This is a genomic window from Leuconostoc sp. LN180020 (assembly GCF_014844115.1).
Classification (GTDB): domain Bacteria; phylum Bacillota; class Bacilli; order Lactobacillales; family Lactobacillaceae; genus Leuconostoc; species Leuconostoc citreum.
In genome coordinates this window covers 1759412-1785777 of the sequence record NZ_CP039736.1, presented here as the reverse complement: position 1 = coordinate 1785777, position 26366 = coordinate 1759412, and the positions used below count along the sequence as shown (strand labels likewise).

Below are 26366 nucleotides of genomic sequence, written 5' to 3'. Positions count from 1 at the left end.
AAGCAAGCCCAGATAAGCTTGCTTTTAGGTTATTGTGTTTTAATTGAATTGTTATAAGCATCAATTAATGTTTTGCTTTTTTCGGAATATAAATTCTTAATCTGGGTAGCGTAATCATTATAATTCTGATTATTTTTACCTTTTTCAGACCGTACTTTATCTAACTGACTTAAGCCATTCTTGGCCATATCTTGTAATTTTTGAACATGCGTTTCTGTCATTTTTTTTCGCCCTTCAATATCTTGAGGAGCGTTTTTTAACGACGCATTGAAATCATTTAACATTGTATCAGAAGTTTGTTTGAGATCAACGGAAACTTTATTTAGTATCACTTTATCGTCCTGTGCTTCAGTTGTGGTTTGTAATTTTTGACTTGCAAAAGACTGGGTACTAGAAGAGGTATCTGTTTTAGATGTCATGATTAGAACAGTGATAATTGCTACTATAACGACGACAACTAATATAATTTTTTTCATTGTTATTTTCCTTAAAAAGTTTTTTGTGCTGTTTAACATTTAACAAAAAATTAAACATACGACTGCTTTTATTATTATTAGTAACGTTCCCATTGTATCGTATATTGAAACCAGAATAAAGTGTGCGCTGATGCTAATGACTGAGGCCAAACTACTGACGGATTATTAAATAAGGCATTTAAGTACATGTTTTTTTATTTAAAAAATACTATTTTAATCGAAAATATATTAATTGACGTTAATATAATAACAGACGTAATGTTTGATGAATTTATTTAAAAAATCAAAAGTTGCGTCTAGACCTGTTACTATCGCGACCCTGACGATAAAGCCATGGCTGTGGGCATATATCAAAAAGGTAGGTGGTTATTATGTCGTAAATAGAAAATATTAGTTGTCGTTGTCATTAACAGTAAGATAAGTAGTATGGAGAAGAATAATGCGTTTCAAAAAAATAATTGTTGCATCAATAGTAGTGATTGCGTTTTTTAGCTCAGTCATTGGTGTTAAAGCAGCAATTGATTGGACAGTTGGCCATCAAAACATGCAAGCCACTGCTGATAATATTGATAAATTAGTTAATCGTATTAATAGCTTAAAAGGGGAGGCTTCTCAAAATCAACAAGAACTGGCTGATTTGAAAAATCAGTTAAAGAGCCAACAACAGCAATATCAGGACTTAGTCAACCAGAAAAACAATGAAGAAGAAGCCCTGAAAAAGGAGATTCAGCAAAAAATTGACGAAGGCAATCAAAAAGTCGCTGCAAAGCAACAAGAGATAGATCAATTGAATAGCAAAATTAGTGATTTAAATAAACAATTAGATGATAAAAAACATTCAGAAGATAATCTCTTGCAGGCACTGCAAGATGCGCAAAATTTAAAGAATAAGTCTGATCAAGCTGTGGCGCAAACCAAGTAAATAATCTGGCATGCGTTTCGGGTTATAAGTGTCATAGTCCATTTAATGTTATAAAAAGCATCGTGCTAACGCATACCTGTTAACACGATGTTTTTTTGTTATGAAGCAATAATTTGTTTATAGACTACTGTTGTAGCCCAATATATTAACATATAAATGATGATGAGTAGGGCAATGCAAATGAAACTAACACTTATCAAAATATTAATATTATACATTGAAAAAACCGATAAAACATTTTTGAGTACAGGTAGTGCAAAAGCTAAATTGATGACAGCACCAACAATTGGTAAGAGAAAAACAGTAAGTACTTGGCTATTAATTGCTTTTCTTGTTTCCTGTTGACTAAGACCTAATTGCCGCATAATCGCATAGTTTGCCTTGTCTGAATAACCCTCAGAAACTTGTTTGTAGTAAATAATCATAGCGGTCGCGCAAATCATCACTAAACTAATGAGCACACCAATAAATAAGAAACCACCAAACAGTGAACCAAACAAATCTTTAATGACAAAGCGTGACGTGATGCTGGCAGGATCGGCGTTGAGCAGATTAGGAAGTTTTTCACCAAATTGTTTACAAGCCGATTTAGTTCCAACAGTGTTAAAACTGGTGACGTAAAGTACAGGTGTGGGATTAATTTTTTGTGCGATCGCTTGTGATTTAGCGATAATAAAAATTGGTTTATAGGTGCTATGGTTGTATACAAAAGAAGTGTTAAATGATGTCACTGGTTTAACTTTGTATTTGTGACCATGAATTATAATCTCCTTGCCTTGATAAGTGTTGTCTGGACTGTACAAGAGAATTTCGTCATCAGCCAGATGATAATGTGTGCCTTCTATGTGATTATATTGTTGTAAGTCCAGCGACGATATCGCCACTTCAGTTTTTAAAGAATTATTGGCTTTAAAATAGTTATTTTTCAGTTCACCGTTTGTTGGCATCGTCACAGTCATTTGGCGCCGCGATTGAAGGCTTATATTTGTTTTGCTAGCAAATTGTGTTATCTGTTCATTCTGGACAAGGTTAATTGGTGACCTAGAAACGATTTGAATATCTTTTTGACTCCACAAATTGAGTAGATTATTTTGGCCGGCGACAAGTGAGACAGAGGCGATAATTGATACTAAGGTGGCGGTACACAAAAGACTGATTGTTGCTAGGCCAGCACCGTTTTGCTTCATTCGAAAAAGCATGTTGGCGACAGCAATAAAATTTTTAGGATTATAATAGTAATTTTCATTCTGCTTTAATAGCTTTAGAAACACAATACTTCCAATGATAAAAATCAAATAGGTACCAACCACGACAAGTATAATAGCGACCATCATCTGCAAAAATGCCGAGAGTGATGCTCGGGATGAAATAGAAATATAATAACCCATGATGAGCACGATTAAGCCAGTGATTGCTAAAAATGTATGTCCTTTCGGTACTGTTTCCGCTTTAGAAGATTTATGCCATAGTGTAATAGGATTAATGTGGCGTAGCCCCCAAAAATCGTATAGCGTCAGTAATAAGAAAATAATGGCAAAAATGATAGCAGCGATAGCAATAGGTTTTATGGTGAGTGTTTGATGAAGATGTTCAAAATTAAGCAGCACACGTAAACTCATTACAGAAAGTTTGGAAAAGGTAATACCAATAATTAGTCCAAGACCTGTACTGATGGCATAAAAAAGTAAATTTTCAATGCCGATGACTTGCCGTAAGTTGTGCTTGTTTAAACCAAGCATACTGTACAACCCAAGTTCTTTAGTACGTTGTTTACTTAAGGTTTGTTCAGCATAAATAATGGCTAAACCTGAAACTAATATGACAAAGCCAAGGCCAAGTTGCATAAGCGCAACAGCTATCGCACCAAAAGAAATATTTTTCAGGTTAGTATCATATAACATTGCTAAAAAGATATAAACAACAGCTACCCAAATGGTATTGGAGAAAATAAAGGGTAGGCTTTGATTTTTATTCTTAACAAGATGATGATAGGCGAGCTTAAATTGAATCATTGGCTAGTCACCTCTCTACTTTGTAAAGCAGCTAGACTGTTGATGATTTGTTCGAGGTAGTGACTGCGGTTTTGATTACCACGATAGAGTTCATTGTAAATGATGCCATCTTTAATAAATAATGTGCGTTGAGCATAGCTTGCCGCCTCAGCACTGTGTGTCACCATTAGAATTGTTTGTCCACTTTGATTAATGTGATTAAATAATTGCAAGATTTTTTCGCTATTACCGGAATCCAAAGCGCCTGTCGGTTCATCGGCTAATAATAAATCCGGCTGTGTAATTAATGCTCGGGCAATCGCAATACGCTGTTTTTGTCCACCGGAAATTTCAGATGGCTGACGATCTAATAGGTTATCAATACCTAAAGCTTTGGATAATGGTTTGATACGTTCTATCATGAATTCATGTTTGGCTTTTGATAAAACCAGAGGCAAAAAAATATTATCACGATTATTAAATGTATCCAGTAAATTAAAGCTTTGAAAGACGAAACCCAAATGTTCTCTGCGAAACTGGGACGAGTCTTTTTCTGATAGATGACTAAGGTCAGTTTGATTAAGCGTTATTGTGCCACTAGTAGGCTGATCAAGTGTAGCAATAATATTGAGTAGCGTTGACTTACCGGCGCCAGACTCACCCATGATAGCTACAAACTCACCTTTCTCAACTGAAAGATCAATATCTCTGAGGGCAACAACCTGATTAGTATTTCCCTCGGTAAAAACCTTTTTAATATGTTTTAAATTTAATAAACTCATAATCAAAACTCCTTTTATTGATACCCTGAGTATAAAGAAGATTTGCGATTGGTTGTAGTTACAAAAGCGAGAGAATACTTACAGTTTGTTATATTTTAATTTTTTAGGATTGAATTGAACCGCAACACTGGTTCCCTTTTGTTGATATGATTGGATAGTGACTTGAATATCTAATATAGCAGCAATTCTTTGCACGATATAAAGTCCCATACCTGTGGCTTCATTATTAAGACGGCCATTTGTCCCGGTAAAACCTTGGTCAAAAATACGAGGTAGGTCGCTTTGCGAGATGCCAACGCCAAAATCTTTAATCCATAAAGTGTGGTCGTCAAAAGTTAACGCAATTCGACTATTTTGAGGTGAATATTTAATTGCATTACTAATCAGTTGTGTTAGCATGACACACAACCATTTTTGGTCAGATAACACCATAACTTCTGGTAGGGTAATTATAGGTACTACTTTGTGGGATAAAAAATAAGAGGTATTTTGTTTAACAACATCGGTAACACAAGTAGACAGAGATATGTACTCGAAATAAAGGTCTTTGTTAAAATCAGCCAAACGATCAATCGTTAAGAGTTGCTCAATATGATATGTCAGTAGGTCAGCTTTTTCGCTAACCAAATCACTTGGTACAACGGTATTATTTTCAGCTGCTAAGGTTAAGGTAGTTAAAGGGGTCTTCATTTCGTGACTCCATAAAGTCAAGTAATCTTGACGTTCTTTGAACGCTTCTATGAGTTGTCGGTTATCAGCTTGTGCTTTGTTCATAAAAGTTGTTAGGGTCTTGGCGTATAAGTGACCATAGAACCCGTGCATTTTGATATTTGTGGCTTTCTGTTCAATGATTGCTTTCTGAACCTGCTTTGTATCAATGATTTTTTGATAGATTCGTGTGCTAACGATAATCAAAAGAGGAATGATAGAATAACGTATAAGGTCGATTATGATAACTAAATCAATTTTATAAAGATAGCCTAAAAAGCTTAACAGTAGCATCAATAGGCTATAGGCTAAGATGATAGGCCATTCAGATATGCTGATTTTGGCATAAAGTTTGACAGTGCTCATGAGATAAATTTATAACCTTTCCCGTATTCAGTGGTAAGCCTATTTTTTAGCCCAACTTGCGTTAGTTTATCACGAAGACGACTGATATTAACATTTAGAATGTTTTCATCTGTAAAATCACCATTTTGCCAAATACGCTTGATGATCTTTTCTTTGGAAATAGTCTGGTTTGGATTAAGCATTAATAATCTCAAAATGATACTTTCTGTTGCAGTCAGTTTGATAAAATTTGTTGGGGTTTGCAGGATATTTGTCACAATACTTAAACTATAGTTGCCACATGTAATTGTATCATTGAAGTCATCATATTGACCTATGCGTCGTAAAATTGCTTGAATTTTAGAAATAAAAACCGCTGTTGAAAAAGGTTTAGTTAAGTAATCGTCGGCACCAATGGCTATTGCCCTGATAGCATTAGGATCTAAGCTAGCTGCAGAAACAAAAATAATAGGTACCTGTGAAAAGGTACGAATTTTTTGCGTCCAGAAGAAGCCATCAAAGTAAGGTAGGGTAATATCCATGACGATAATGTTTGGCTGGCACTGTTTAACTTCAGTATCAATTGCCTCAAAATCGGCTACACTAGACACGGCAAAATGCCATTTTTCAAGTGCTTGTCTCATTTGTTGGGTGATGCCTTCATCATCTTCAATAATATAAACTTTTTGCATGGTTGATACTCCAATCTATTGTGCTGTTCAAATGATGTTTTCAAGATGACCAGCACGTAGTTATCAATGATTATTTTAGCATAGTTGCGCCGGCTGGAAAGTCACAGGCTGTTATTGTGTCGCATAATAAAGCGTCGAAAAAACTAGTTTGTCATTTTCCCTTTTATGGTAAAATAGAAAATATATAGTTTAATTTAACGTTGAGGGGATTAATGGCAATTAATTATCCGGCCGGCACACGACGACGAACTGCGCAAGCAAAAAATACAATGCGTACGGGCAAAACAACTAAAAAAGCGTTAACATTTGGCAAACGAGGTATGGGTCTAGAAGACGAGATTAATCTAGCTAATGATTATTATCTCGCCAATCATCTAGCGGTGATACATAAGAAACCGACACCCATTACGATTGTTAAAGTTGATTATCCAGCGCGCTCAGCAGCAAAAATTACTGAAGCTTACTTTAAGCAAGCGTCAACAACGGATTACAATGGTGTCTATCAAGGTAGATATATTGACTTTGACGCAAAAGAAACAAAAAATAAAACTTCTTTCCCACTCAAAAATTTCCACGAACATCAAATTGTGCATTTAGCCAATGTATTGTCTCAAAATGGGGTTGGCTTTGTGATTATCAAATTTACCAGTTTAGATGAATCCTATATTTACCCAGCACAAGCACTGATTAGGCAATGGGAGAAGTTACGTGGTAAACAGTCAATCGCTTACCAAGATATCATTGCTGAAGGCTATCGTGTGCCAGAAAGTCTGAATCCAAGTTTAGATTATCTAAAAGCTGTCGATCAATATTTTGAGAACCTTAACTAATTATTTAGGAGTATGTCGTCAATTATGGCAAATAAGAATCAGTGGTCGCGTGTCAACCGTAACCAAAATATGTACGATAACCATCCGGCGACTGAACCGCCTACTATGCCACCCAATAATGGCAATGGTAATAGCACGGGTGGCCCCCAAAAACCAAAAAAGAAAAAGCGACGTTGGATTTTAGCCACTATTTTATGGCTCTTAGTTATTGGCTTCATTGGGGTGTTAGCAGGCGCAGCTGTTTTTGTGACTTATGCGAATGATGCACCTAACATTACAGCTTCTAATCTAGCTTCAGAACCATCTAGCGCGATATACGATAGTCAAGGTAATCCAATTTGGAAGTTATCTGCTGTTGAGAGAGATTACGCTAATTCTAATGAAATTCCTAAGTCCTTAAAACAAGCAGTTGTCTCAATCGAGGATCGTCGTTTTTATAAACATAACGGCGTCGATCCAGTTCGTATTGCTGGTGCTGCATTAGCCAACTTACGTGGCTCATCATTGGGTATGCAAGGCGGATCAACTTTAACACAGCAACTGGTTAAATTGTCTGTATTTAGTACGTCAACGGCTGACCAAACATTGAAACGAAAGGCACAAGAGGCATGGCTCGCTTTGCGCGTTGAGAAAAATTTCAGTAAAGATGAAATTTTAACGTTCTATATGAACAAAGTTTATATGGGGCATGGTGTTTCTGGTATGAAAACAGCTGCGGAGTATTTCTACGGCAAACCATTGACAGAATTGTCATTACCTCAACTAGCTTTACTAGCAGGTATGCCACAATCACCAACAAATTATGACCCGTACCTTAAAGATAATTCAGCTGCTAAAGAACGTCGTAATACAGTCTTGTTGGCAATGGTTAAGTATGGGGCAATTACCAAAAAAGAAGCAGATGATGCCATCAAGGTACCGATTAATGACGGCTTGCAAGATTTGACATCAAAAACAGCGTTAGCTAATACAAATCGTAAAGTTGTCGATGCTTATGTACAATCAACACTCGCAGAAGCCGCTTCACTCGGTTATGATACGAATAAGTCAGGTCTGAAAATTTATACGAATATGGATTCTAATTTACAACAATCCATGTATGATAATGCCAATGGAACCGCTGTGACTTTCCCATCAGCAGATACGCAAATTGGGGCAACAATGACTGATCCAAGCAACGGTAACGTTGTTGCGCAAATTGGTGGTCGTAATCTTAAAACATTACAAGGCACTAACCACGCCCGACTGAAGACACGTTCGTCAGGCTCATCAATCAAGCCACTATTAGATTATGGTCCTGCTATTGAATACTTGAATTGGCCAACTTATCGAACAGTTGAAGATAAAGAATATAAGTATGCCGGCACAGATAAAAATCTGTCAAACTGGGATGGCAAATTCATGGGTAATATCACCATGCGAACAGCGCTGACGCAGTCACGTAACACACCAGCAGCACGTACATTGGAAGATGTTGGTGGGACTGATGCTGGTAAGTTTATTAATGGTATTGGCGTGCCAATTGATCATACGCCTGGTGGTGCTGATGCGATTGGTATTACAGCCTCTACTGAACAAGAAGCTGGAGCCTTTGGCGCTATAGCAAATGGTGGCACATATTATAAGCCAACTTATATCACAAAAATTGTGACAGCGGATGGCTCTACCCATAATTATAGTGTCAATGGTCAACGTGCTATGAAGACAAGTACTGCTTTCATGTTAACTGATATGATGAAAGGTGTTATTAAGCCTAATGCGACAGCCAGTGATGCTATTATTCCTGGATTACATCAGGCAGGTAAATCTGGCTTGGTTGGTTATGGTGATGATGAAGGCATGCCTAACCAAGCTATTAAGGATGCGTGGTTTACCGGATATACTAAGTCATATGCGTTGTCAGTCTGGACAGGATATGATGTGCCACGGGAAAATTACATTCCGTGGTCTTATCAAGATTTACCGGCGCAATTCTACCAACGTGTGATGTCATATGCTATGCAAAATAAGCCAAATACAGATTGGACGATGCCTGATACAGTGACATCTAAGGTACGTGGCAACATTGTAGAATATGAAGTTAAGGGTGCTAAGTGGAGTAATGGTGGCTTACCATCTGTTAACTCAATACCACAATCAGGTGCAACGCCAGCTGAAGTTGGTAATAATAATAGTCATTAATTTTATGTTTGGAAGTCTTGCACATGCAAGGCTTTTTATTCGAGGTGGTGGGATGTCAAGACTCTGGATAACAGGATATCGCAGCTATGAGATGGGTACTTTTGGCGATAAAGATCCTAAAATATTGGTTATGAAATATGCTATAGAACAATTGGTACGTCAGCAACTTGAAAATGGGTTGGAATGGGTACTAACTGGCGGGCAACTCGGTGTTGAGCAATGGACTATTGAAGTCGTCCTAGCACTCAAAAAGGATTGGCCAATGCTTAAAGTGGCCATGATGTTGCCTTTCGAAGATTTTGGCAGTCAATGGCAGCCCAATAGTCAAAGTAAATTACAGGTACTTAAACAAGGCGTTGATTTTGTTGACAGTGTCTCGCATGCAACATATCAAGGGCCAGGGCAATTACAAAATTATCAAGCTTTTATGTTAAACCATACAGACGCTGCATTGCTATTTTACGATCCTGAGTTTGAAGGCAAAGCTAAATATGACTACAAAATTATTCAACAACATCAACGTAAAACGCCATATCCTTTGACGCTAATTGACATGGATCAATTACAAGATTATGCAACGACGTATAGTGAACAGCAAGCCGAAAACGATTTCTTTGAATAAATGTGTTATAAACTTGTAATTTAATCGATTTATTGGTAATATAGGTTAAGTAAAAAAGTAAATGAGGTGTGACTTGTGGAACAAGTAAAGTACACGCAAAAAGATATTTTAGAACGCGTTTTCAAGCAAAAGCGAATGGGTGTAGGTTACGATCCCGCCGATGTTGACAGCTTTCTAGATGATATTATCAAGGACTATGGCGCTTTTGCTGGTCGTATTGAACAATTACAAGGTGAAGTCGCGAGATTACAGACGGCTTTGAAAGCATCACAGGATCAGTTAGTTGCAATTAAGCAACAACAGACTAATGTTGCTGCTGAACCAGTAGTTGAGGCACCAGTGACACCAGTAGTTGAAACACCAAAAGCTGCTCAAGTTGTGACGAACTTAGATTTGATTAAGCGCGTTGCTAATCTTGAACGTGCAGTCTTTGGACATGATTCTGATAATATCTAATTACCACGTCATTTAATAATTAAATTTTTATACACGACATGTAAGTATCGGGTAATTGCGCGTTATATTTCTAGCGTGAGGAAGGTCCATGCTCGCACAACCTGAGATGGTTGTAGTGATTGTGCTGGGATAAAAAATAAACCCAGGGGCAGTAATGCCACGGCGGTCGAAAGGGCTAAGGCTTCTAGCTATGTCTAAATAGGCTCGAAGGTGCCATAGAAACGTATGCGTTAATGAAAGTTAGCGTTTGAGACGAGGTAAACCCCACAAGCGGGCAACCCAAACTTTTGGTAGGGGCGGCTAATCTAGCGAATTGAAGCGATGGTTGGTATGGTTTGATTACAAACTTAGATAGATGATTACCGAAAGTGATATGTACCTGCATATCACTGGAACAAAACATGGCCTATAGATGCTTACAGCAGGTGACGCCACTTTGTGGCGTTTTTTTATGGCGTTTTATACATATGTACATGTAATATACAAGCTCATTTCGTATATTCGCCTGAAAATGTTGCATAAAAATTCAGAGCGGGTTATGATTAAAAACGTTAATAGTATAGATTCTAGGGAGAATACCGTATGATAAATAAAACATTGAAAAAAATATCATTATTAATGATGAGCATTATCTTGTTGTTGCCATTAATGATGGTTGCAACACCAAAGGCACAAGCAGCTGAAACAGACCCTGCCTATTCTGCTATCAAAAAACGTGGTGTGTTGGTAGTTGGCTTATCAGCTGATTATGCACCGTTTGAGTTTCATGCCACGGTTCAAGGACGTGACCAGATTGTTGGCTTTGAGGTTTCAATGGCTAAGCAGATTGCTAAAGATTTGGGGGTCAAGCTTCAAATTAAAGAAATGGGTTTTGATGGTCTGATTGGTGCCGTGCAAACTGGCAAGATCGATGTGATTATTTCCGGTATTAATGCAACACCAGATCGTGAGAAGGTTGTTGATTTTTCAAAGTCTTATTTATCACCAAAGCAGACAGTACTGGTGTTAAAGAAAAATGCAGCCCAATTTACTTCAAATGTGAATTCATTTGCTGGTAAAAAGGTTGGAGCACAACGTCAGACAACACAAGAGACCTTTGTGCAAAATAATATGTCTAGTGCCACCTTAGTTAGTCTTCAAAAAGTGCCGGACCTTGTTTCACAGTTATCAGCAGGTAAAATAGCTGGTGTTGTATTAAATGATCCAATATCAGAGGCATACGCACAACAAAATAAAGCTTTAAAAGTGATTTATCCGCAACCAAACGAAGCTGAAGGCGCAGTTTCGGTTGCAATGCCTAAAAACTCACCAGTGCTAAAAGAAAAAATTAATCAGGCTATTGATGATATTGTGTCATCAGGTAAATTGAAAGCCTATAAGAAAGAAGCAAATACCTTGATGTTTGCTAAGCAGTCTTTTTGGTCGAAATATGGTAATTTGTTCATTAAAGGAACGCTAATCACGTTGGCGTTGGCTGCTGTGGCAGTTGTCATTGGCTCAATTTTAGGTACTGTATTTGCATTATTTAAGTTGTCACCCAACTTCCTATTAAAGGCCGTTGGTAATATCTATGTTGAATATGTTCGTGGTACACCGCTCTTGGTGCAAGCGTTTATGGTCTTCTTTGGAACGCAAGTTATAGGACTTAATTTATCAGCCTTTGCTGCGGGTGCTTTAGCTATGGGACTGAACTCTGCAGCCTATGTTGCAGAAATTATTCGTTCTGGTATTAACTCAGTCAACTATGGTCAAACTGAAGCTGCACGTTCACTCGGTCTTTCTAAAGGCAAGACCATGCGGTTCATTATTTTACCACAGGCTATTAAGAATATTTTGCCGGCATTGGGTAATGAATTTGTGACAGTCATCAAAGAAGGATCTGTCGTTTCGGTTATTGGTGTTGGTGAATTGATGTTCCAAACTGGGGTTGTGCAGGGGGCAAGTTTTAAACCCTTCTTCCCACTTTTGATTACATCAATGATATACTTTGTGTTAACATTTGGTATTAGCCGTGCATTAGGTTATGCTGAAAAGCGTATGGCGCGTACGGGCCGTTAACATTTCAAGGCATCAACTATTGTTGGTGCTTTTTTTGACCATAAATTTCCGAATATTAAGTTTTATCAATATTGAAAACACTTACAAAGCTAACGTTCGTATATCAATTACAAATTAGGTGAATCGTTCGGTATAAACGAACGATTTTTTTTATTGTGTGAATATTCTTATTTAAAAGCGAAGCATTTTGTTCTTTTTTCTGTTAAATTTAAATTGTAAACGAACTAAATAAGATTAAATCATGTTCTTGCTGTTAAAAAGCGAACAATGGAGGGATTTATGGCTCAGGTTGCAGTTGTCATGGGATCAACGAGTGATTGGCCAGCAATGCAAAAGACAACAGTATTGCTGGATGAATTAGGTGTGACATACGAAAAACATATTATTTCAGCGCATCGTATGCCTCAGCACTTACAAGTGTTTGGTCAACAAGCACAAGACAAAGGTTTAAAAGCTATTATTGCTGGAGCTGGTGGTGCAGCACATTTACCTGGTATGTTAGCCGCTAATACGTTAGTGCCAGTTATTGGTGTTCCAATGCAATCACATGCTTTAAATGGCATTGATTCGTTACTGTCTATTGTGCAAATGCCAGCAGGTATACCAGTAGCTACAGTAGCCATTGGAGAAGCGGGCGCTAAGAATGCAGCGTTATTAGCAGCGCAAATCATTGCCTTACAAGACAATACAATTTTGAAAGCACTAACAACATTTCGTGCAAGGCAAACGCAACAGTCAGTAGATAGTGAGGATGACTTAATATGACTTCACCAATATTACCGCCAGCCACAATAGGCATTATCGGTGGGGGACAATTAGGTCAAATGATGGCTCTTTCTGCTAAAGCAATGGGTTATAAAGTTGGGGTGTTAGATCCAACGCCAGCAGCACCAGCAGGTCAGGTTGCAGACTTTCAAATTGTCGCTGCCTATAACGACATCGTTGCTTTAACGCAATTATCTGAACGTAGTGATGTGTTGACATACGAATTTGAAAACGTTGATGTAGCGGCATTGTCACAGCAAAAGGTTGCCTTGCCACAAGGGACAAAATTACTTGAAATAACAAGTAATCGGTTGACGGAAAAGTCATTTATTCGAGATATTGCTAAGGTGCCAGTTGCTAATTTTGTGGCCGTGGATTCACCAGCAATGTTTAAAGAAGCGATTAAACAAGTTACCTTACCAGCTATTTTAAAAACGGTTAGTGGTGGTTATGACGGTCACGGTCAATGGTCAATAAATAATGATCATGATGTGGCTGACTTATTAAACAATTGGCCTAGTGGTCAGTTAATTTTAGAACAGTGTGTCCCATTTAAAAAAGAATTGAGTATCATGGTTGCCCGTGATGCAAAAGGTCAGGTGACCCATTGGCCAATTGCTGAGAACGTGCATGTCAATCACATTTTGAAAACAAGTGATGCACCTGCAGCAATTAGCAGTGAGGATACTAAAAATATCGAACGTATTGCCACCCGTATTGCTGAAGCATTAACGTTACGTGGTGTGCTTGGTATTGAGTTATTTGTTAATGGCAGTCAGGTTTGGGTTAATGAACTGGCACCACGCCCACATAATTCAGGCCATTATACGATTGAAGCAACGTCTATTTCTCAGTTTGAAGGACATATTAGAAGTATTACAGGTTTACCGTTGTCTGATGTGACATTATATGAGCCTTCGCTGATGTTAAATTTACTGGGTGATGAATTGACGCAAGCTCGTGAAGACCTGGTTAATCATCCAGAATGGCATTTTCACGATTATGGTAAAGCGACAATTAAGGCCAATCGCAAAATGGGTCATATTACTGTTTTAGGCAAAGAAAACATTAGTGCTTTACGAAAATGGGGAGAAACACATGGTCAGCATTGATTATCAAGGGCAAACAATTGAAAAGCAAGCATTGCGTTATCAGGGTAAAGCTAAACAGGTATTTCAAACAAATGATTCAGATATTCTTTGGGTACATTATATGGATCAGGCAACCGCTTTGAACGGTAAAGTTAAAGAAATGATTGCAGGTAAGGGTGAACTCAATAGTGCGATTAGTCATCTGCTGTTTGATTATCTCACTCAAAACGGTATTGAAAATCATTATTTAACAGCAGTTTCCAAAACAGATGAGTTAGTCACTACATTAGATATTCTACCAATTGAAGTTGTGACACGAAATTATGCGTCAGGACACTTTGTTAGTAAGTTTGACGTCACACCTATGCAACAATTAACGCCAACCGTCCAAGAGTTTTATTATAAATCTGATGCATTAGATGATCCATTTATCAATGACTCACAAATCTTAGCTTTGGGTTATGCTAACGCGGTTGAATTGGCACAACTACGTCAAAAATCACAAGATGTGAACCAATTATTACGCGCACGTTTTGAAAAAATTGGGATTCATCTAGTTGACTTCAAGTTAGAATTTGGTCGTACACGAGCCGGTAAAGTGATTTTAGCAGATGAATTATCACCAGATAATATGCGACTTGTCGATATGCGTACAGGTGCATCACTTGATAAAGATGTATTTCGTCAGCATTCTGGTGATGTGACCATTGGCTATCAAGATGTTTTAACACGTTTACAACAGGAAGATTGAGGAGAAAATTCATGTATTTAGCAAAAATCTATGTTACTTATAAGCCATCGATTTTAGACCCGCAGGGTGAGGTGATTAAATCAGCCTTGCACCGTATGGACTATGCAGGCATTTCACAAGTGACACAGGGTAAATACTTCGAAGTAAAATTAAACGCTAAAGATGTTGATGCTGCTACAGCTGAAGTAGAGAGTTTTACGACTGCTTTGTTAATCAACCAAAATACAGAAACCTATCGCTTTGACTTGAGTTTGGTAGAAGATGAGGTGACGCTATGAAAGCGGCAGTTATTAGTTTTCCTGGATCAAACTGCGACTTTGATATGTTATACGCACTGCAAGATTTTGGCGTTGATGCGCAAATTATTTCCGCCAAAAAAAATGATCTTACTGGTTTTGATGCTATTTTTTTACCAGGTGGTTTTTCTTATGGTGATTATCTTAGAACAGGCGCTATTGCCCGTTTTTCACCAATCATGTCGGCAGTTACACAGGCCGCTAATGCCGGTAAACTGATTGTTGGCGTTTGTAATGGCTTTCAAATTTTAACTGAAGCAGGTTTGTTACCCGGCCAATTATTGATGAACGCAACACCAGGATTTATCTGCGATGAAGTTGAGTTAGAAATTGCTAATCCTAATACGGCCTATACCAACGCTTATGACAATGACGATACGATTTTAATTCCTATTGCTCATGGTGAGGGAAATTATTTCGCTGATGAAACAACTTTGGACAAACTTGAAGAAAATCACCAAATTGTTTTTCGTTATGTTGATAACCCAAATGGTTCAGCACATGATATTGCCGGTATTATGAATGAGAAGGGGAATGTTTTTGGTATGATGCCACACCCAGAAAGAGCAGTTGATCAAGTAACGGGAAATATTGATGGGCAAAAATTCTTTAAAAGTATTTTATCAGGGATTCTCACAAAGGCTTAATTTTTCAATCAACCGATTAACGAGTTTTAAATAGCTAAGATATGAAAGGCAATAGACGTATGACAACGGTCACTAATAATGAACTCACACCTGAGCAAGTTCGTGATTCAAAAATATATACACAATGGGGATTAACTGAAGCTGAATATGAGCTGATTGTATCTGAACTAAAACGATTGCCCAATTTTACAGAAACAGGTATTTTTTCTGGTATGTGGTCGGAACATGTTTCCTATAAAAAATCAAAACCGATTTTACGAAAATTTTGGTCAACTAATGAACGGGTATTGCAAGGGCCAGGTGAGGGTGCTGGTATTTTAGATATTGGGGATGGGCAAGCAGTTGTATTCAAAGCTGAAAGCCATAATCATCCAAGTTTTGTAGAACCTTATGAGGGTGCTGCGACTGGTGTCGGTGGCATTTTACGTGATATCTTCTCAATGGGTGCACAACCAATTGCAGTGCTTGATTCGCTTCGTTTTGGGGAACTAGATGATGCACATACACGACATATTGTTGATGGGGTAATTGCCGGTATTGCCGGTTATGGCAATGCCATTGGGATCCCAACAGTTGGTGGTGAAATTAGTTTTGATCCGGTATACGCAGGCAATCCGCTAGTTAACGTGATGGCTGTTGGCCTGATGGATCAAGCAGCTATGCAAGTTGGGCAAGCGAAGGGCGTTGGTAATTCAATTATTTATGTAGGCGCTAAAACAGGGCGAGATGGTATCAATGGCGCGTCGTTTGCATCAGCTGAATTTTCAACAGCACATGAGTCAGATCGCTCGGCTGTTCAGGTTGGTGATCCCTTTTTAGAGAAATTAGTCATGGATGCAACGTTGCAAGCTGTGCGTGAACATTCTGATATTATTGTCGGTATTCAAGATATGGGTGCGGCTGGCTTGTTATCTTCAAGTTCGGAAATGGCAGCAAAAGCGGGTATGGGTATCACGCTTAATCTTGATAGCGTGCCACAACGTGAAACAAACATGACACCGTATGAATTGATGTTGTCAGAATCACAAGAACGGATGCTACTCGTTGTTAAACGTGGTGAGGAACAGGCAATAATTGATTTGTTCCAAGCCGCTGATTTGGATGCAGTAATCATTGGTAATGTCACCGATAATGGTCGCTATATTTTAACCTTTGATGATGAAATAGTTGCTGATGTACCAATTGACTTTTTGACACATGCACCGAAGCAAAATTTGCCAATGGCTGAACCTAAGCGCATCGCTGGATTTTCATCAGCACAGTTTGAACCAGCCGTTAACGATGTGAAACAAACAATTTTAGACTTGATTGCGCAACCAACCATTGCTTCTAAAGCTGTGTTATTCCGTCATTTTGATTCAATGGTACGTGCTGATACGGCCATTAAACCAGGTGGTGACGCTAGTTTGGTACGCGTACGTGGTACAAAAAAAGCGTTAGCTATGACTACAGACGTGAATGCACGTTATCTTTATTTGGATCCATTTGTAGGCGCCCAGATGGCTGTGGCTGAAGCTGCTCGTAATATTGTGGCAACAGGCGCTTTGCCAATTGGCATTACTGATGGTTTGAACTTTGGTTCACCAGACAATCCAGAAGTATATTATGAACTCGATCAAGCGGTAGCCGGTATTAACGCGTTAGCCAAGCAACTCAATACACCAATTATTTCAGGCAATGTGTCACTGTATAACGAAACAGATGGTCAGGCCATTTATCCTACACCAATGATTGGCATGGTTGGTCTGTTATCTGATATTACAAATGCGACAACGGTTAATTTTAAGCATGCTGGTGATAGCATTTACGTTATTGGTGAAACCAATGACAGTTTTAATGGATCAGAAATTCAAAAGATGCAGCACGGTGAGTTAACAGGTCAATTATTTGCGTTTGACGACACAGCCGAAATAGCTGCCCAAAAATTAGTTTATTCAGCTATTTCAAAGCAACTGTTATCGAGTGCGCATGATTTATCAGAGGGTGGTTTAATTGTTGGTTTGCTTGAAAGTAGTTTCGCTGGTGATTTGAGTTTTGATGTTCAGACAAAACAGGCAGATAAGTATTTATTTGCCGAAACACCAAGCCGTTTTGTTGTCAGCGTAGCGGCCGAAAAAGCCGAAGCGTTTGAACAATTAGCAGGGACACAAGCAACTAAAATTGGTATTGTGACAGATGATGACGTCCTAAAAGTAGTGACAACCAATCAAACCATTATGCTATCTCGTACAGCAACAAAAAAGGTATATCAGGAGAGCCTCGCATGTCAATTAAAAGCATAGCGCAAAAGCAAGCGATAGAACAACATGCCCGTGAAAGCGAAAAGACGCGTGTCAATGTACGTAGTTTAAATGAAGAATGTGGTATTTTTGGTGTCTGGGGATGCGAGGATGCGGCCCAGTTAACCTATTATGGGTTGCATGCCTTGCAACATCGTGGTCAAGAAGGGGCAGGAATTGTCGCCAATAACAATGGCCATTTATGGCAAGAACGAGGCTTGGGTTTACTAAGCGATGTTTTCCGCGACCCTGAACGTATCAAAGCTTTAGTGGGCAAGAGTGCGATTGGGCATGTACGTTATGCAACTGCCGGATCACACGGCGTTGAAAATATTCAACCTTTAATGGTGAACTTTCATGATATGCAACTGGCTTTAGCTCATAACGGTAATTTGACGAATGCGATGTCACTGAGGGAGCAACTGGAAGAAGACGGTTCAATTTTCCAAAGTTCATCAGATTCAGAAATTCTACTGCATTTAATTCGCCGTTCTAAAGCGACTACATTTGTGGATAAGTTAAAAGAATCATTAAACACTGTGAAAGGTGGCTTTGCATATTTGCTGCTGACGCCTGAAGGATTATATGCCGCACTTGATCCACATGCATTCCGTCCTTTTGTTGTCGGACAAATGCCAGAAGGAAATTATATTGTTACTTCGGAAACAGCTGCTTTAGATGTTATTGGGGCACGTTTCGTGCGTGATGTACAACCAGGGGAATTACTAATCATTAATGATGATGGTTTGACTATTGACACCTATACCGATAAAACCACATTGAATATTGACGCGATGGAGTATATCTATTTTGCAAGGCCAGACTCAACGATTTATGGTGTCAATGTCCACAAAGCACGTAAACGTATGGGGGCAGCTTTGGCAGCGGAGCAACCTGTACCTGAAGCAGATATTGTGGTAGGTGTACCAAATTCTAGTTTATCAGCGGCCGCTGGTTTTGCGGAAGCAACTGGCCTACCAAACGAATTAGGTTTAGTGAAAAATCAGTATATTGCTCGTACGTTTATTGAGCCAACTCAAGATAAACGTGAACGTGCTGTTCGCATGAAATTGAGTGCAGTGAAGGATGTTGTTCGCAATAAAAACGTGGTCTTAGTTGATGATTCGATTGTTCGTGGGACAACATCAATGTATATCATACGCATGTTAAAAGAAGCTGGCGCCAAGTCGGTGCATGTCCGCATTGCTAGTCCAGTATTCAAGTTTCCATCTTTTTATGGTATTGATATGCAAACAACCGATGAATTAATGGGTGCCAATAACACGTTAGACGAAATGCGTACAAAAATTGAAGCAGATTCGCTTGGTTTCTTATCGGTTAAGGCACTTGTTAAAGCAATTGATTTACCTTATGACGGGAAAGGCACAGGCTTAACAACGGCTTATTTTGACGGTCATTATCCCAGTCCAATTTATGATTATGAAGCAAGTTTATCTCAGTTTATTGCAGCGGGTAGTGTTGATTTTACTGAAGAACCAACGACAACATACCATCCGAGACAAGTTGCTTCATTGCGAAATGAAGCCTTACAGGATGATGGGACAATTCATTTAGATTCACAAACAATTCAGGGAGTAGAAGCATGAGTGAACAAAATGCTTATCAACAAGCTGGTGTTGACATTAAGGCAGGCGAACGTGCTGTTGAGTTAATGAAAGATGCAGTGGCTGATACATACACACCAAATGTTTTGGATGGTATAGGTGGTTTTGGGGCAGCCTTTGCTTTGGGACAAAACTATAAAAATCCGGTATTGGTTTCTGGGGCTGATGGTGTTGGCACAAAATTATTATTAGCTATTGCAGCCAATCAACATCAAACAATTGGCCAAGATTTGGTAGCCATGGTGGCTAATGATATTTTGGCGCAAGGGGCTAAGCCAGCTTTTATGTTGGATTACTTAGCTGTAGATAAGATGCGACCAGAAATCGTCGCTGAAATTGTCACAGGTATTGCAAAAGCAGCAAAAGCATCAGGTATGGCGTTAATTGGTGGTGAGAGTGCGGAACTACCCGGTTTATATGCACCAAATCATTATGATCTTGCAGCCTTTGCAGTTGGCATTGCTGAAAAGGCACAATTGTTGAAGCCTGACAATGCTAGTGTTGGTGATGTTTTAATTGGCCTACCATCTTCTGGCATTCACTCAAATGGTTATTCACTAGTGCGCCACGTATTAGGTATACAAACAGCAGATGACTTTAATGCATTACCTGACGAACAAAAGACAGCACTAATGACACCTACTGCATTGTATGCGGCAGCAGTTTGGCCATTGGTATCAGCTGGTTTAGTTCAATCGATGGCACATATTACTGGTGGTGGCATCACTGAAAATCTACCACGAGCGTTTTCATCACAGCTATCAGCAGAAATTGCTTGGGGTAGTTGGCCAATTTTATCAATTTTCAATACTTTACAGTCGGCAGGTCAGTTGTCAATCGAAGATATGTTATTGACTTTTAACAATGGCTTAGGCATGGTATTAATTATCAAACCAGCAGATAAACAACGTGTTTTGACAATGCTGTCAGAAAGTGGTCAATCTGCATTTGTCATTGGGCAAATGACGTCACGTCAAGATAACCCTGTTGTGTGGACTGGGGATGCCCCATGGTAAGAAAAGTCAAGTTAGCAATATTTGCTTCCGGTACTGGGACAAATTTTCAAGCGTTACATGATGCCATTTTACAACGTCAGTTAAATGCTGAAGTCGTGCGCTTGATTGTTGACAAATCAAGTGCAGGGGCATTAAATTTGGCCAAATTATTTGGTGTACCAGCAACTTTTATTAAATATTCAGATTATGATACAAAAATCGATGCTGAACAGGTAATCTTGGATCAACTCACCCAAGATGAAGTGGATGGTATTTTACTAGCAGGTTATATGCGTATTTTAACACCAAAACTCATTGATGCTTATGCTGGCAAAATTGTCAACTTACATCCAGCACTGTTGCCTCAGTTTCCTGGACGACATAGTATCTTGGATGCTTATGAAGCCGGTGTTGATGAGACTGGTGTTACAGTGCACTTTGTCGATAATGGCATTGACACAGGTGAAATTATTGCGCAACAAGCTGTGCCATGTTTTTCTAGTGATACCTTGCTTGATTTAGAGACACGTATTCATCATGTTGAACATGTTTTATACCCTAATACCTTAGAAAAGTTACTTAACGAAGGAGTATTTTTAAAATGACCCGTGCATTATTGAGTGTTTCAGATAAAACAGGACTTGTCCCATTTGCCGAAAAATTGGTGGCTTTGGGTTATGAATTGGTATCAACAGGTGGGACACATCGTGTACTGGCAGCAGCCGGTTTGGATGTGATCGCCATTGACGATGTGACTGATTTTCCGGAAATGTTGGATGGGCGTGTTAAGACATTGCATCCCCGTGTTCATGCAGGCTTGTTAGCGCGTCGCGATTTACCAGAACATATGGCAAAACTGGCGGAATTCGACATTACACCAATTGATATGGTAGTTGTTAATTTGTATCCTTTCAAGTCAACAATTCAAAAAGACGGTGTGACAGAAGCTGAGGCCATTGAAAATATTGATATTGGTGGTCCTTCAATGTTACGATCAGCCGCAAAAAATTTTGCTGGTGTTTTGCCGATTGTTGATCCCGCCGATTATGATGTCGTCGTAGATAAGTTACAGTCTGGTTCAGTAGATGCTGATTACCGTAAATCATTGGCAGCCAAAGTGTTTCAACATACGGCAGCTTACGATGCATTAATTGCTGACTATTTGACTGTATCAGAATTTCCAAATAACTTGACGCTACCTTATGAAAAGTTTGATGATATGCGTTATGGCGAAAACCCACATCAAAAAGCAGCAGCTTACAAAACAGCTTTGCCTGAAGATTATTCTGTTTTGAATGCCAATATTTTGCACGGTAAACAATTGTCTTATAATAACATTCGCGACGCGGATGCTGCGTTACGTATTATTGCTGAATTCGAAGAAACAACGGTTGTGACTGTTAAGCATATGAATCCTGCAGGTATCGGCCAGGGATCAACAATTGAAACAGCTTGGGATAAGGCTTTTGCTGCAGATGATGTTTCTATCTTTGGCGGTATTGTGGCTTTGAATCGTGAAGTGGATGCTGCTACTGCTGAAAAAATGCACGCTATTTTCTTGGAAATTATTATTGCACCAAGCTTTACACCGGAAGCGTTTGACATTCTGTCAGCTAAAAAGAATTTGCGTTTGTTGACGGTACCATTTACGACAACCGTACCGCAAAAGTTAGAAGTGACATCTGTATTAGGCGGTGTTGTTGTGCAAGAACGTGATTTGTATACTGAATCAAAAGCTAACTTTGAGGTTGTGTCAAAAGTACAGCCGACTGAGGCACAGTTACGTGCCATGATTTTTGCGCAAAAAGTTGTTAAACATGTGAAATCAAATGCAATTATTGTTGCCCGTGATGGGCAGACTTTAGGTATGGGTGCAGGTCAGCCTAACCGTATTGACTCCGTAGTTTATGCAATCCAAAAAGCGGCAGTTAAGTCTGGCTTTGATGAAGCTGTTTTGGCGTCTGATGCATTCTTCCCAATGGATGATTCAGTACAGTATGCGGCAGAAAATGGTATTAGAGCCGTTGTTGAACCAGGAGGCTCTATTAAAGACAAAGATTCAATTGCCAAAGCAGATGAATTAGGCATTGCCTTAGTCTTTTCAGGTACACGTCATTTTAAGCACTAAAATTAGCTAAAACACCCAGCCACTAATGGGTGTTTTTTTTATGCTATACTTTTGATAAGGAGTTATTATGAACCGTACAATACCGATTGAGTTAATGAATATGATTATGATTGAAAATCCAAAAACAAAAGAAATTTTGGTTGAAGATCGCAAAAATCCTGCTTGGCCTGGGGTGACATTTCCTGGTGGTCATATTGAAAATGGTGAGACAATTGTTGCCAGTGTGATTCGTGAGGCTTTTGAAGAGACTGGCTTACATGTTAATCATTTGAGATTTGTAGGTATTAAAGAGTGGCCTTTGACAGCAAATGGTCGATATATTGTGATGTTGTTCAAAACGAACCACTATTATGGCGATATCAAGACTAGTCGTGAGGGGCATATTTTTTGGACGACGCGTGAGGCATTAAAAGACATGGTAACCCCACCAACTTTTATGGCCATGCTACCGGTTTTTGACCAACCAACAATTAGTGAACTGTCACTTGATCAAACGAGTACCGGAGAAACCACGCTCAATTGGTTGTAGATGGTTAAAATACAAACGTTCGTTTAGTAACTTAAAAAACGTCTGATTGTTCGTTATTTACGAATGATTTTTTGTTTTGTTAGAAAAAGATAATTTATATACGAACACAAAGGCTTTTTTTTTTGGTAAACTAGGAATGTATAAGGTCATAAAACGAACATTCAGAGGATAAGATGAAAAAAATATTAATCATTGGTTCAGGGGCAAGAGAGCACGCTTTAGCACAGGCATTTTTACGTAGTGAACAAGTAACAACGGTTATTGTTGCACCAGGAAATGATGGGATGCGTGATACGGGAATACAACTGGCTGAAGTTGCCGTAACTGATTTAATTGGCTTACGTGAGTTAGCAATTCAACAGGCTGTTGATTTGACATTTGTTGGTAACGAGGAACCATTAACACTTGGCGTAGTCGATGTTTTTCAAGCATCGGGATTAACTATTTTTGGACCTAGTAAAGTCGCAGCACAACTAGAAGGGTCAAAGTCATTTACGAAACACATCTTAGAAAAGTATCACATCCCAACAGCCCAATCTTGCACAGTATCTTCAATGGCTGACGCTATAGCTGCTGTAGAAAAACTCGGGTTGCCAATTGTTTTTAAATTAGATGGTTTAGCTTTGGGTAAAGGTGTGTCTATTATTACAAGTGAAGCCGATGCAAAAGCTTATTTATCTAAAGTATATAAGCATGAACCCAAAGCTAAATTAGTTATTGAAGAATATTTAGAAGGTGTCGAATTTTCTATTTTTTCATTGGTGGGGCAAAACGGGATTGTGACACACGCACCGCTGGCTCAAGATCATAAGCGACGCTTTGATCACGATAAAGGACCTAATACTGGTGGAATGGGCGCATATAGTCCCGTACGCTGGATTAATAGCGTAACGCGTCAACGTGCAATTGCTGAACTTGTGATGCCAACGATTGCGGCAATGACAACGGAGGGCACACCGTTTTCTGGTGTGTTATACACAGGGGTCATGCTGACTGCCGATGGGCCAAAGGTCATTGAATTTAATGTGCGCTTTGGGGATCCAGAGGCACAAGTAGTTTTGCCACAATACACTGGTGATTTTTATAATTTAATCAACCAATTATGTCATGGTGAGCAAATCACATCTGACTGGCAAACCTCTGATGTTTATGTTGGTGTTGTTCTAGCGGCTGAGGGCTATCCGGAAGCGCCTATAAAAGGTGCACAAGTGCCAACAGATAAAGATGTTGCACCGTTAGTAATTAATTTTGCTGGTGTGAAAAACGGCATTGCCAGTGGTGGGCGCGTTGCAACAGTGGTAGCCCATGACGTGAACACCACGTTAGCACAACAAAAAGTTTATAATAAAATTGATCAATTAGACACATCACTTCAATACAGACATGATATTGCTTATCAAGCAATAGCACACGAAGCGAAAGAATGAGCTAGTTAATACTTATTATGATGGAACGAGGAGTTAAAACGATGCAGACAGATATCGCCATTGCACAATCAGCTGAAATATTACCAATCACACAAATTGCCGAAAAAGCCGGTTTGAAACCAAATGAAATTTTACCTTATGGTTATGATAAAGCTAAAATTAAATTAGATCCTACAATTTCCCGCAAAAAGGACTTAGGGAAGTTAATTTTGGTAACGTCTATTAATCCAACGCCAGCAGGCGAAGGAAAATCAACCGTGACAGTTGGTCTAGCTGATGCACTGGCGTTAGCTGGTAAAAAAACAATGATTGCTTTGCGTGAACCGTCCCTTGGACCTGTGATGGGAATGAAAGGTGGTGCAACGGGTGGTGGTATGTCACAAGTTATACCGATGGCTGATATTAACCTCCATTTTACAGGCGATTTTCATGCCTTAACTGCCGCACATGACACCTTGGCTGCTGTTGTAGATAATAGCCTACAACAAGGCAACCCATTAAATATTGACCCACGTCGCATCATTTGGAAACGTGTCTTGGACATCAATGATCGCGCTTTGCGCCATATCACAATTGGTATGGGAGGCCCAACATCGGGCGTGCCAAGAGAAGACGGTTTCGATATTACGGTAGCTTCTGAGTTGATGGCTATTTTAACATTATCTACGGATTTGATGGATTTAAAAGCGCGTGTTGCACGTATTGTGGTTGGTTATACTTATGATAAAGTACCTGTAACAGTCGCTGATTTAGGTGTCTCAGGTGCTTTAGCTGTGCTATTAAAAGACGCAATTATGCCTAATTTAGTTCAGACGCTGGCACATACACCAGCGATTGTTCATGGTGGCCCATTCGCTAATATTGCACAGGGAACAAACTCAATTTTGGCGACTAAAACAGCGCTGCAATTAGCTGACTATACAGTCACTGAGGGTGGCTTCGGTGCTGATTTGGGTGGTGAAAAGTTTTTGGATGTTAAAGTCCCAATACTAGGCAAGACACCTGATACAATTGTGGTAGTTGCCACAGTGCGTGCTTTAAAGCATCATGGGGGTGTGGCTTTAGCTGACTTGAATAATGAAAATTTAACAGCACTAGCAGCTGGTTTAGAAAACTTGGGTCAGCATCTTAAGGCAATGGGCCGATACGGTGTACCTGTTGTTGTTGCTATTAATCGTTTTTCTGCTGATACTGATTCGGAAATTCAAGCGATTAAGGACTATGCACAGGCCTTTGGTGCAGCAGCTTATACGACAACAGTTTGGGCAGAAGGTGGCGCCGGAGCACAAGATTTGGCAGCAGCGGTTATTGAAGCAGCTGATCAAGAAGCAGACTACACACCACTCTATCAACCAGAAGATGAAGCAACTGATAAGCTTAATGCGATTGTCACCACAATTTATGGTGGATTAGGCGTTGAATTATCGGCAACAGCGCAAAAACAACTCATGGCTTTTAAGGCGCAAGGGTGGGACAAATTGCCGATTATTATGGCTAAAACGCAATATTCGTTTTCTGATGATCCTAAACGATTGGGCGCACCCAAAGACTTTGTGATACATGTTCGTGAGTTTGTGCCCAAATTAGGCGCAGGTTTTCTCGTGGCGATGACTGGGTCTATTTTAACGATGCCAGGGTTACCAAAACATCCAGCGGCACTTGATATTGACATTGATGAGACAGGGAAAATTACAGGTCTGTTTTAAGAATATGTTGTTCTGCTAGCTGGGAACGCTTGTTTGCGTTGTATAAATTGAGGAAAAGATAATT

The 26366-nt window shown here is 39.2% G+C and carries 24 protein-coding genes and 1 other RNA gene; 20 read left to right on the top strand and 5 right to left on the bottom strand.

Translation table 11 applies throughout. From position 1 onward, the window contains the following. Positions 1 to 29: 29 nt before the first annotated feature. Positions 30 to 476 carry a hypothetical protein gene (locus FAZ25_RS09005; RefSeq protein ID WP_004904202.1) on the bottom strand — a complete coding sequence of 149 codons (447 nt, stop codon included), beginning with the start codon at positions 474 to 476 and terminating at the stop codon, positions 30 to 32. 439 nt (positions 477 to 915) lie between these two features. Between FAZ25_RS09005 and FAZ25_RS09000 the strand changes: the two genes are divergently transcribed. Beyond that, the gene (locus FAZ25_RS09000; RefSeq protein WP_158191851.1) at positions 916 to 1398 is read left to right on the top strand and encodes a hypothetical protein; all 483 of its coding nucleotides are present in this window, start codon (positions 916 to 918) and stop codon (positions 1396 to 1398) included. Between the two features lie 98 nt (positions 1399 to 1496). Here the strand turns inward: FAZ25_RS09000 and FAZ25_RS08995 are convergent, their stop codons facing one another. The 4 genes from FAZ25_RS08995 to FAZ25_RS08980 form a co-directional block, all read right to left on the bottom strand. After that, on the bottom strand, positions 1497 to 3410 hold the full coding sequence (locus FAZ25_RS08995; RefSeq protein ID WP_192269590.1) for an FtsX-like permease family protein: 1914 nt from the start codon (positions 3408 to 3410) through the stop codon (positions 1497 to 1499). Further along, a complete protein-coding gene (locus tag FAZ25_RS08990; RefSeq protein ID WP_158191849.1) occupies positions 3407 to 4171 on the bottom strand; it encodes an ABC transporter ATP-binding protein in 765 nt (254 codons plus the stop codon). Before FAZ25_RS08990 ends, FAZ25_RS08995 begins: the two co-directional genes overlap by 4 nt. A 78-nt stretch (positions 4172 to 4249) precedes the next feature. Further along, positions 4250 to 5245 (bottom strand): HAMP domain-containing sensor histidine kinase, encoded by a 996-nt coding sequence (locus FAZ25_RS08985; RefSeq protein WP_192269587.1) that lies wholly within the window; start codon positions 5243 to 5245, stop codon positions 4250 to 4252. Then, positions 5242 to 5916 (bottom strand): response regulator transcription factor, encoded by a 675-nt coding sequence (locus tag FAZ25_RS08980; RefSeq protein ID WP_192269584.1) that lies wholly within the window; start codon positions 5914 to 5916, stop codon positions 5242 to 5244. The genes FAZ25_RS08985 and FAZ25_RS08980 overlap by 4 nt, the downstream gene beginning before the upstream one ends. Positions 5917 to 6128: 212 nt before the next feature. On the opposite strand from FAZ25_RS08980, the gene recU reads away from it, so the two are divergent. The 19 genes from recU to FAZ25_RS08885 all read left to right on the top strand — a co-directional run bounded on the left by recU (position 6129) and on the right by FAZ25_RS08885 (position 26302). After that, the gene (gene recU / locus FAZ25_RS08975) at positions 6129 to 6746 is read left to right on the top strand and encodes a Holliday junction resolvase RecU (RefSeq protein ID WP_004903542.1); all 618 of its coding nucleotides are present in this window, start codon (positions 6129 to 6131) and stop codon (positions 6744 to 6746) included. Positions 6747 to 6770: 24 nt separating this feature from the next. Then, positions 6771 to 8927: a transglycosylase domain-containing protein gene (locus FAZ25_RS08970; protein ID WP_099044967.1), complete on the top strand. Its 2157-nt coding sequence runs from the start codon at positions 6771 to 6773 to the stop codon at positions 8925 to 8927. Positions 8928 to 8979: 52 nt separating this feature from the next. Continuing rightward, positions 8980 to 9549 (top strand): DUF1273 domain-containing protein, encoded by a 570-nt coding sequence (locus tag FAZ25_RS08965; RefSeq protein ID WP_036069311.1) that lies wholly within the window; start codon positions 8980 to 8982, stop codon positions 9547 to 9549. Positions 9550 to 9624: 75 nt separating this feature from the next. Then, positions 9625 to 10005 (top strand): cell division regulator GpsB, encoded by a 381-nt coding sequence (gpsB, locus tag FAZ25_RS08960; RefSeq protein ID WP_004904184.1) that lies wholly within the window; start codon positions 9625 to 9627, stop codon positions 10003 to 10005. 43 nt (positions 10006 to 10048) lie between these two features. Then, positions 10049 to 10419: RNase P RNA component class B (rnpB, locus tag FAZ25_RS08955), an RNA gene on the top strand. Between the two features lie 168 nt (positions 10420 to 10587). Beyond that, the gene (locus FAZ25_RS08950) at positions 10588 to 12063 is read left to right on the top strand and encodes an ABC transporter substrate-binding protein/permease (RefSeq protein WP_004903532.1); all 1476 of its coding nucleotides are present in this window, start codon (positions 10588 to 10590) and stop codon (positions 12061 to 12063) included. Between the two features lie 279 nt (positions 12064 to 12342). After that, a complete protein-coding gene (gene purE / locus FAZ25_RS08945) occupies positions 12343 to 12828 on the top strand; it encodes a 5-(carboxyamino)imidazole ribonucleotide mutase (protein ID WP_004903530.1) in 486 nt (161 codons plus the stop codon). After that, positions 12825 to 13940: a 5-(carboxyamino)imidazole ribonucleotide synthase gene (purK, locus tag FAZ25_RS08940; protein ID WP_192269581.1), complete on the top strand. Its 1116-nt coding sequence runs from the start codon at positions 12825 to 12827 to the stop codon at positions 13938 to 13940. The genes purE and purK overlap by 4 nt, the downstream gene beginning before the upstream one ends. Next, positions 13927 to 14670: a phosphoribosylaminoimidazolesuccinocarboxamide synthase gene (locus FAZ25_RS08935; protein ID WP_085698891.1), complete on the top strand. Its 744-nt coding sequence runs from the start codon at positions 13927 to 13929 to the stop codon at positions 14668 to 14670. The genes purK and FAZ25_RS08935 overlap by 14 nt, the downstream gene beginning before the upstream one ends. 11 nt (positions 14671 to 14681) lie before the next feature. Next, on the top strand, positions 14682 to 14948 hold the full coding sequence (purS, locus tag FAZ25_RS08930) for a phosphoribosylformylglycinamidine synthase subunit PurS (protein WP_004903526.1): 267 nt from the start codon (positions 14682 to 14684) through the stop codon (positions 14946 to 14948). Next, positions 14945 to 15613, top strand: a complete 669-nt coding sequence (gene purQ / locus FAZ25_RS08925) for a phosphoribosylformylglycinamidine synthase subunit PurQ (protein WP_004903524.1) — start codon at positions 14945 to 14947, stop codon at positions 15611 to 15613. The genes purS and purQ overlap by 4 nt, the downstream gene beginning before the upstream one ends. Before the next feature lie 59 nt (positions 15614 to 15672). After that, positions 15673 to 17895: a phosphoribosylformylglycinamidine synthase subunit PurL gene (gene purL, locus FAZ25_RS08920; protein WP_192269852.1), complete on the top strand. Its 2223-nt coding sequence runs from the start codon at positions 15673 to 15675 to the stop codon at positions 17893 to 17895. After that, positions 17877 to 19499, top strand: coding sequence for an amidophosphoribosyltransferase (purF, locus tag FAZ25_RS08915; protein ID WP_004904170.1), 1623 nt, complete (start codon positions 17877 to 17879; stop codon positions 19497 to 19499). Before purL ends, purF begins: the two co-directional genes overlap by 19 nt. After that, positions 19496 to 20533: a phosphoribosylformylglycinamidine cyclo-ligase gene (gene purM / locus FAZ25_RS08910; protein ID WP_004904168.1), complete on the top strand. Its 1038-nt coding sequence runs from the start codon at positions 19496 to 19498 to the stop codon at positions 20531 to 20533. Before purF ends, purM begins: the two co-directional genes overlap by 4 nt. Further along, the gene (purN, locus tag FAZ25_RS08905; RefSeq protein ID WP_192269578.1) at positions 20527 to 21117 is read left to right on the top strand and encodes a phosphoribosylglycinamide formyltransferase; all 591 of its coding nucleotides are present in this window, start codon (positions 20527 to 20529) and stop codon (positions 21115 to 21117) included. Before purM ends, purN begins: the two co-directional genes overlap by 7 nt. Beyond that, on the top strand, positions 21114 to 22640 hold the full coding sequence (gene purH / locus FAZ25_RS08900; RefSeq protein WP_085698901.1) for a bifunctional phosphoribosylaminoimidazolecarboxamide formyltransferase/IMP cyclohydrolase: 1527 nt from the start codon (positions 21114 to 21116) through the stop codon (positions 22638 to 22640). The genes purN and purH overlap by 4 nt, the downstream gene beginning before the upstream one ends. A gap of 67 nt (positions 22641 to 22707) precedes the next feature. Next, positions 22708 to 23169: an 8-oxo-dGTP diphosphatase gene (locus tag FAZ25_RS08895; protein WP_192269575.1), complete on the top strand. Its 462-nt coding sequence runs from the start codon at positions 22708 to 22710 to the stop codon at positions 23167 to 23169. Between the two features lie 173 nt (positions 23170 to 23342). After that, the gene (gene purD / locus FAZ25_RS08890) at positions 23343 to 24596 is read left to right on the top strand and encodes a phosphoribosylamine--glycine ligase (protein ID WP_192269572.1); all 1254 of its coding nucleotides are present in this window, start codon (positions 23343 to 23345) and stop codon (positions 24594 to 24596) included. A 41-nt stretch (positions 24597 to 24637) separates the two neighbouring features. Beyond that, entirely contained in the window at positions 24638 to 26302 is a 1665-nt protein-coding gene (locus FAZ25_RS08885; protein ID WP_192269569.1) for a formate--tetrahydrofolate ligase, read from the top strand. The last annotated feature ends 64 nt before the right edge of the window (positions 26303 to 26366 follow it).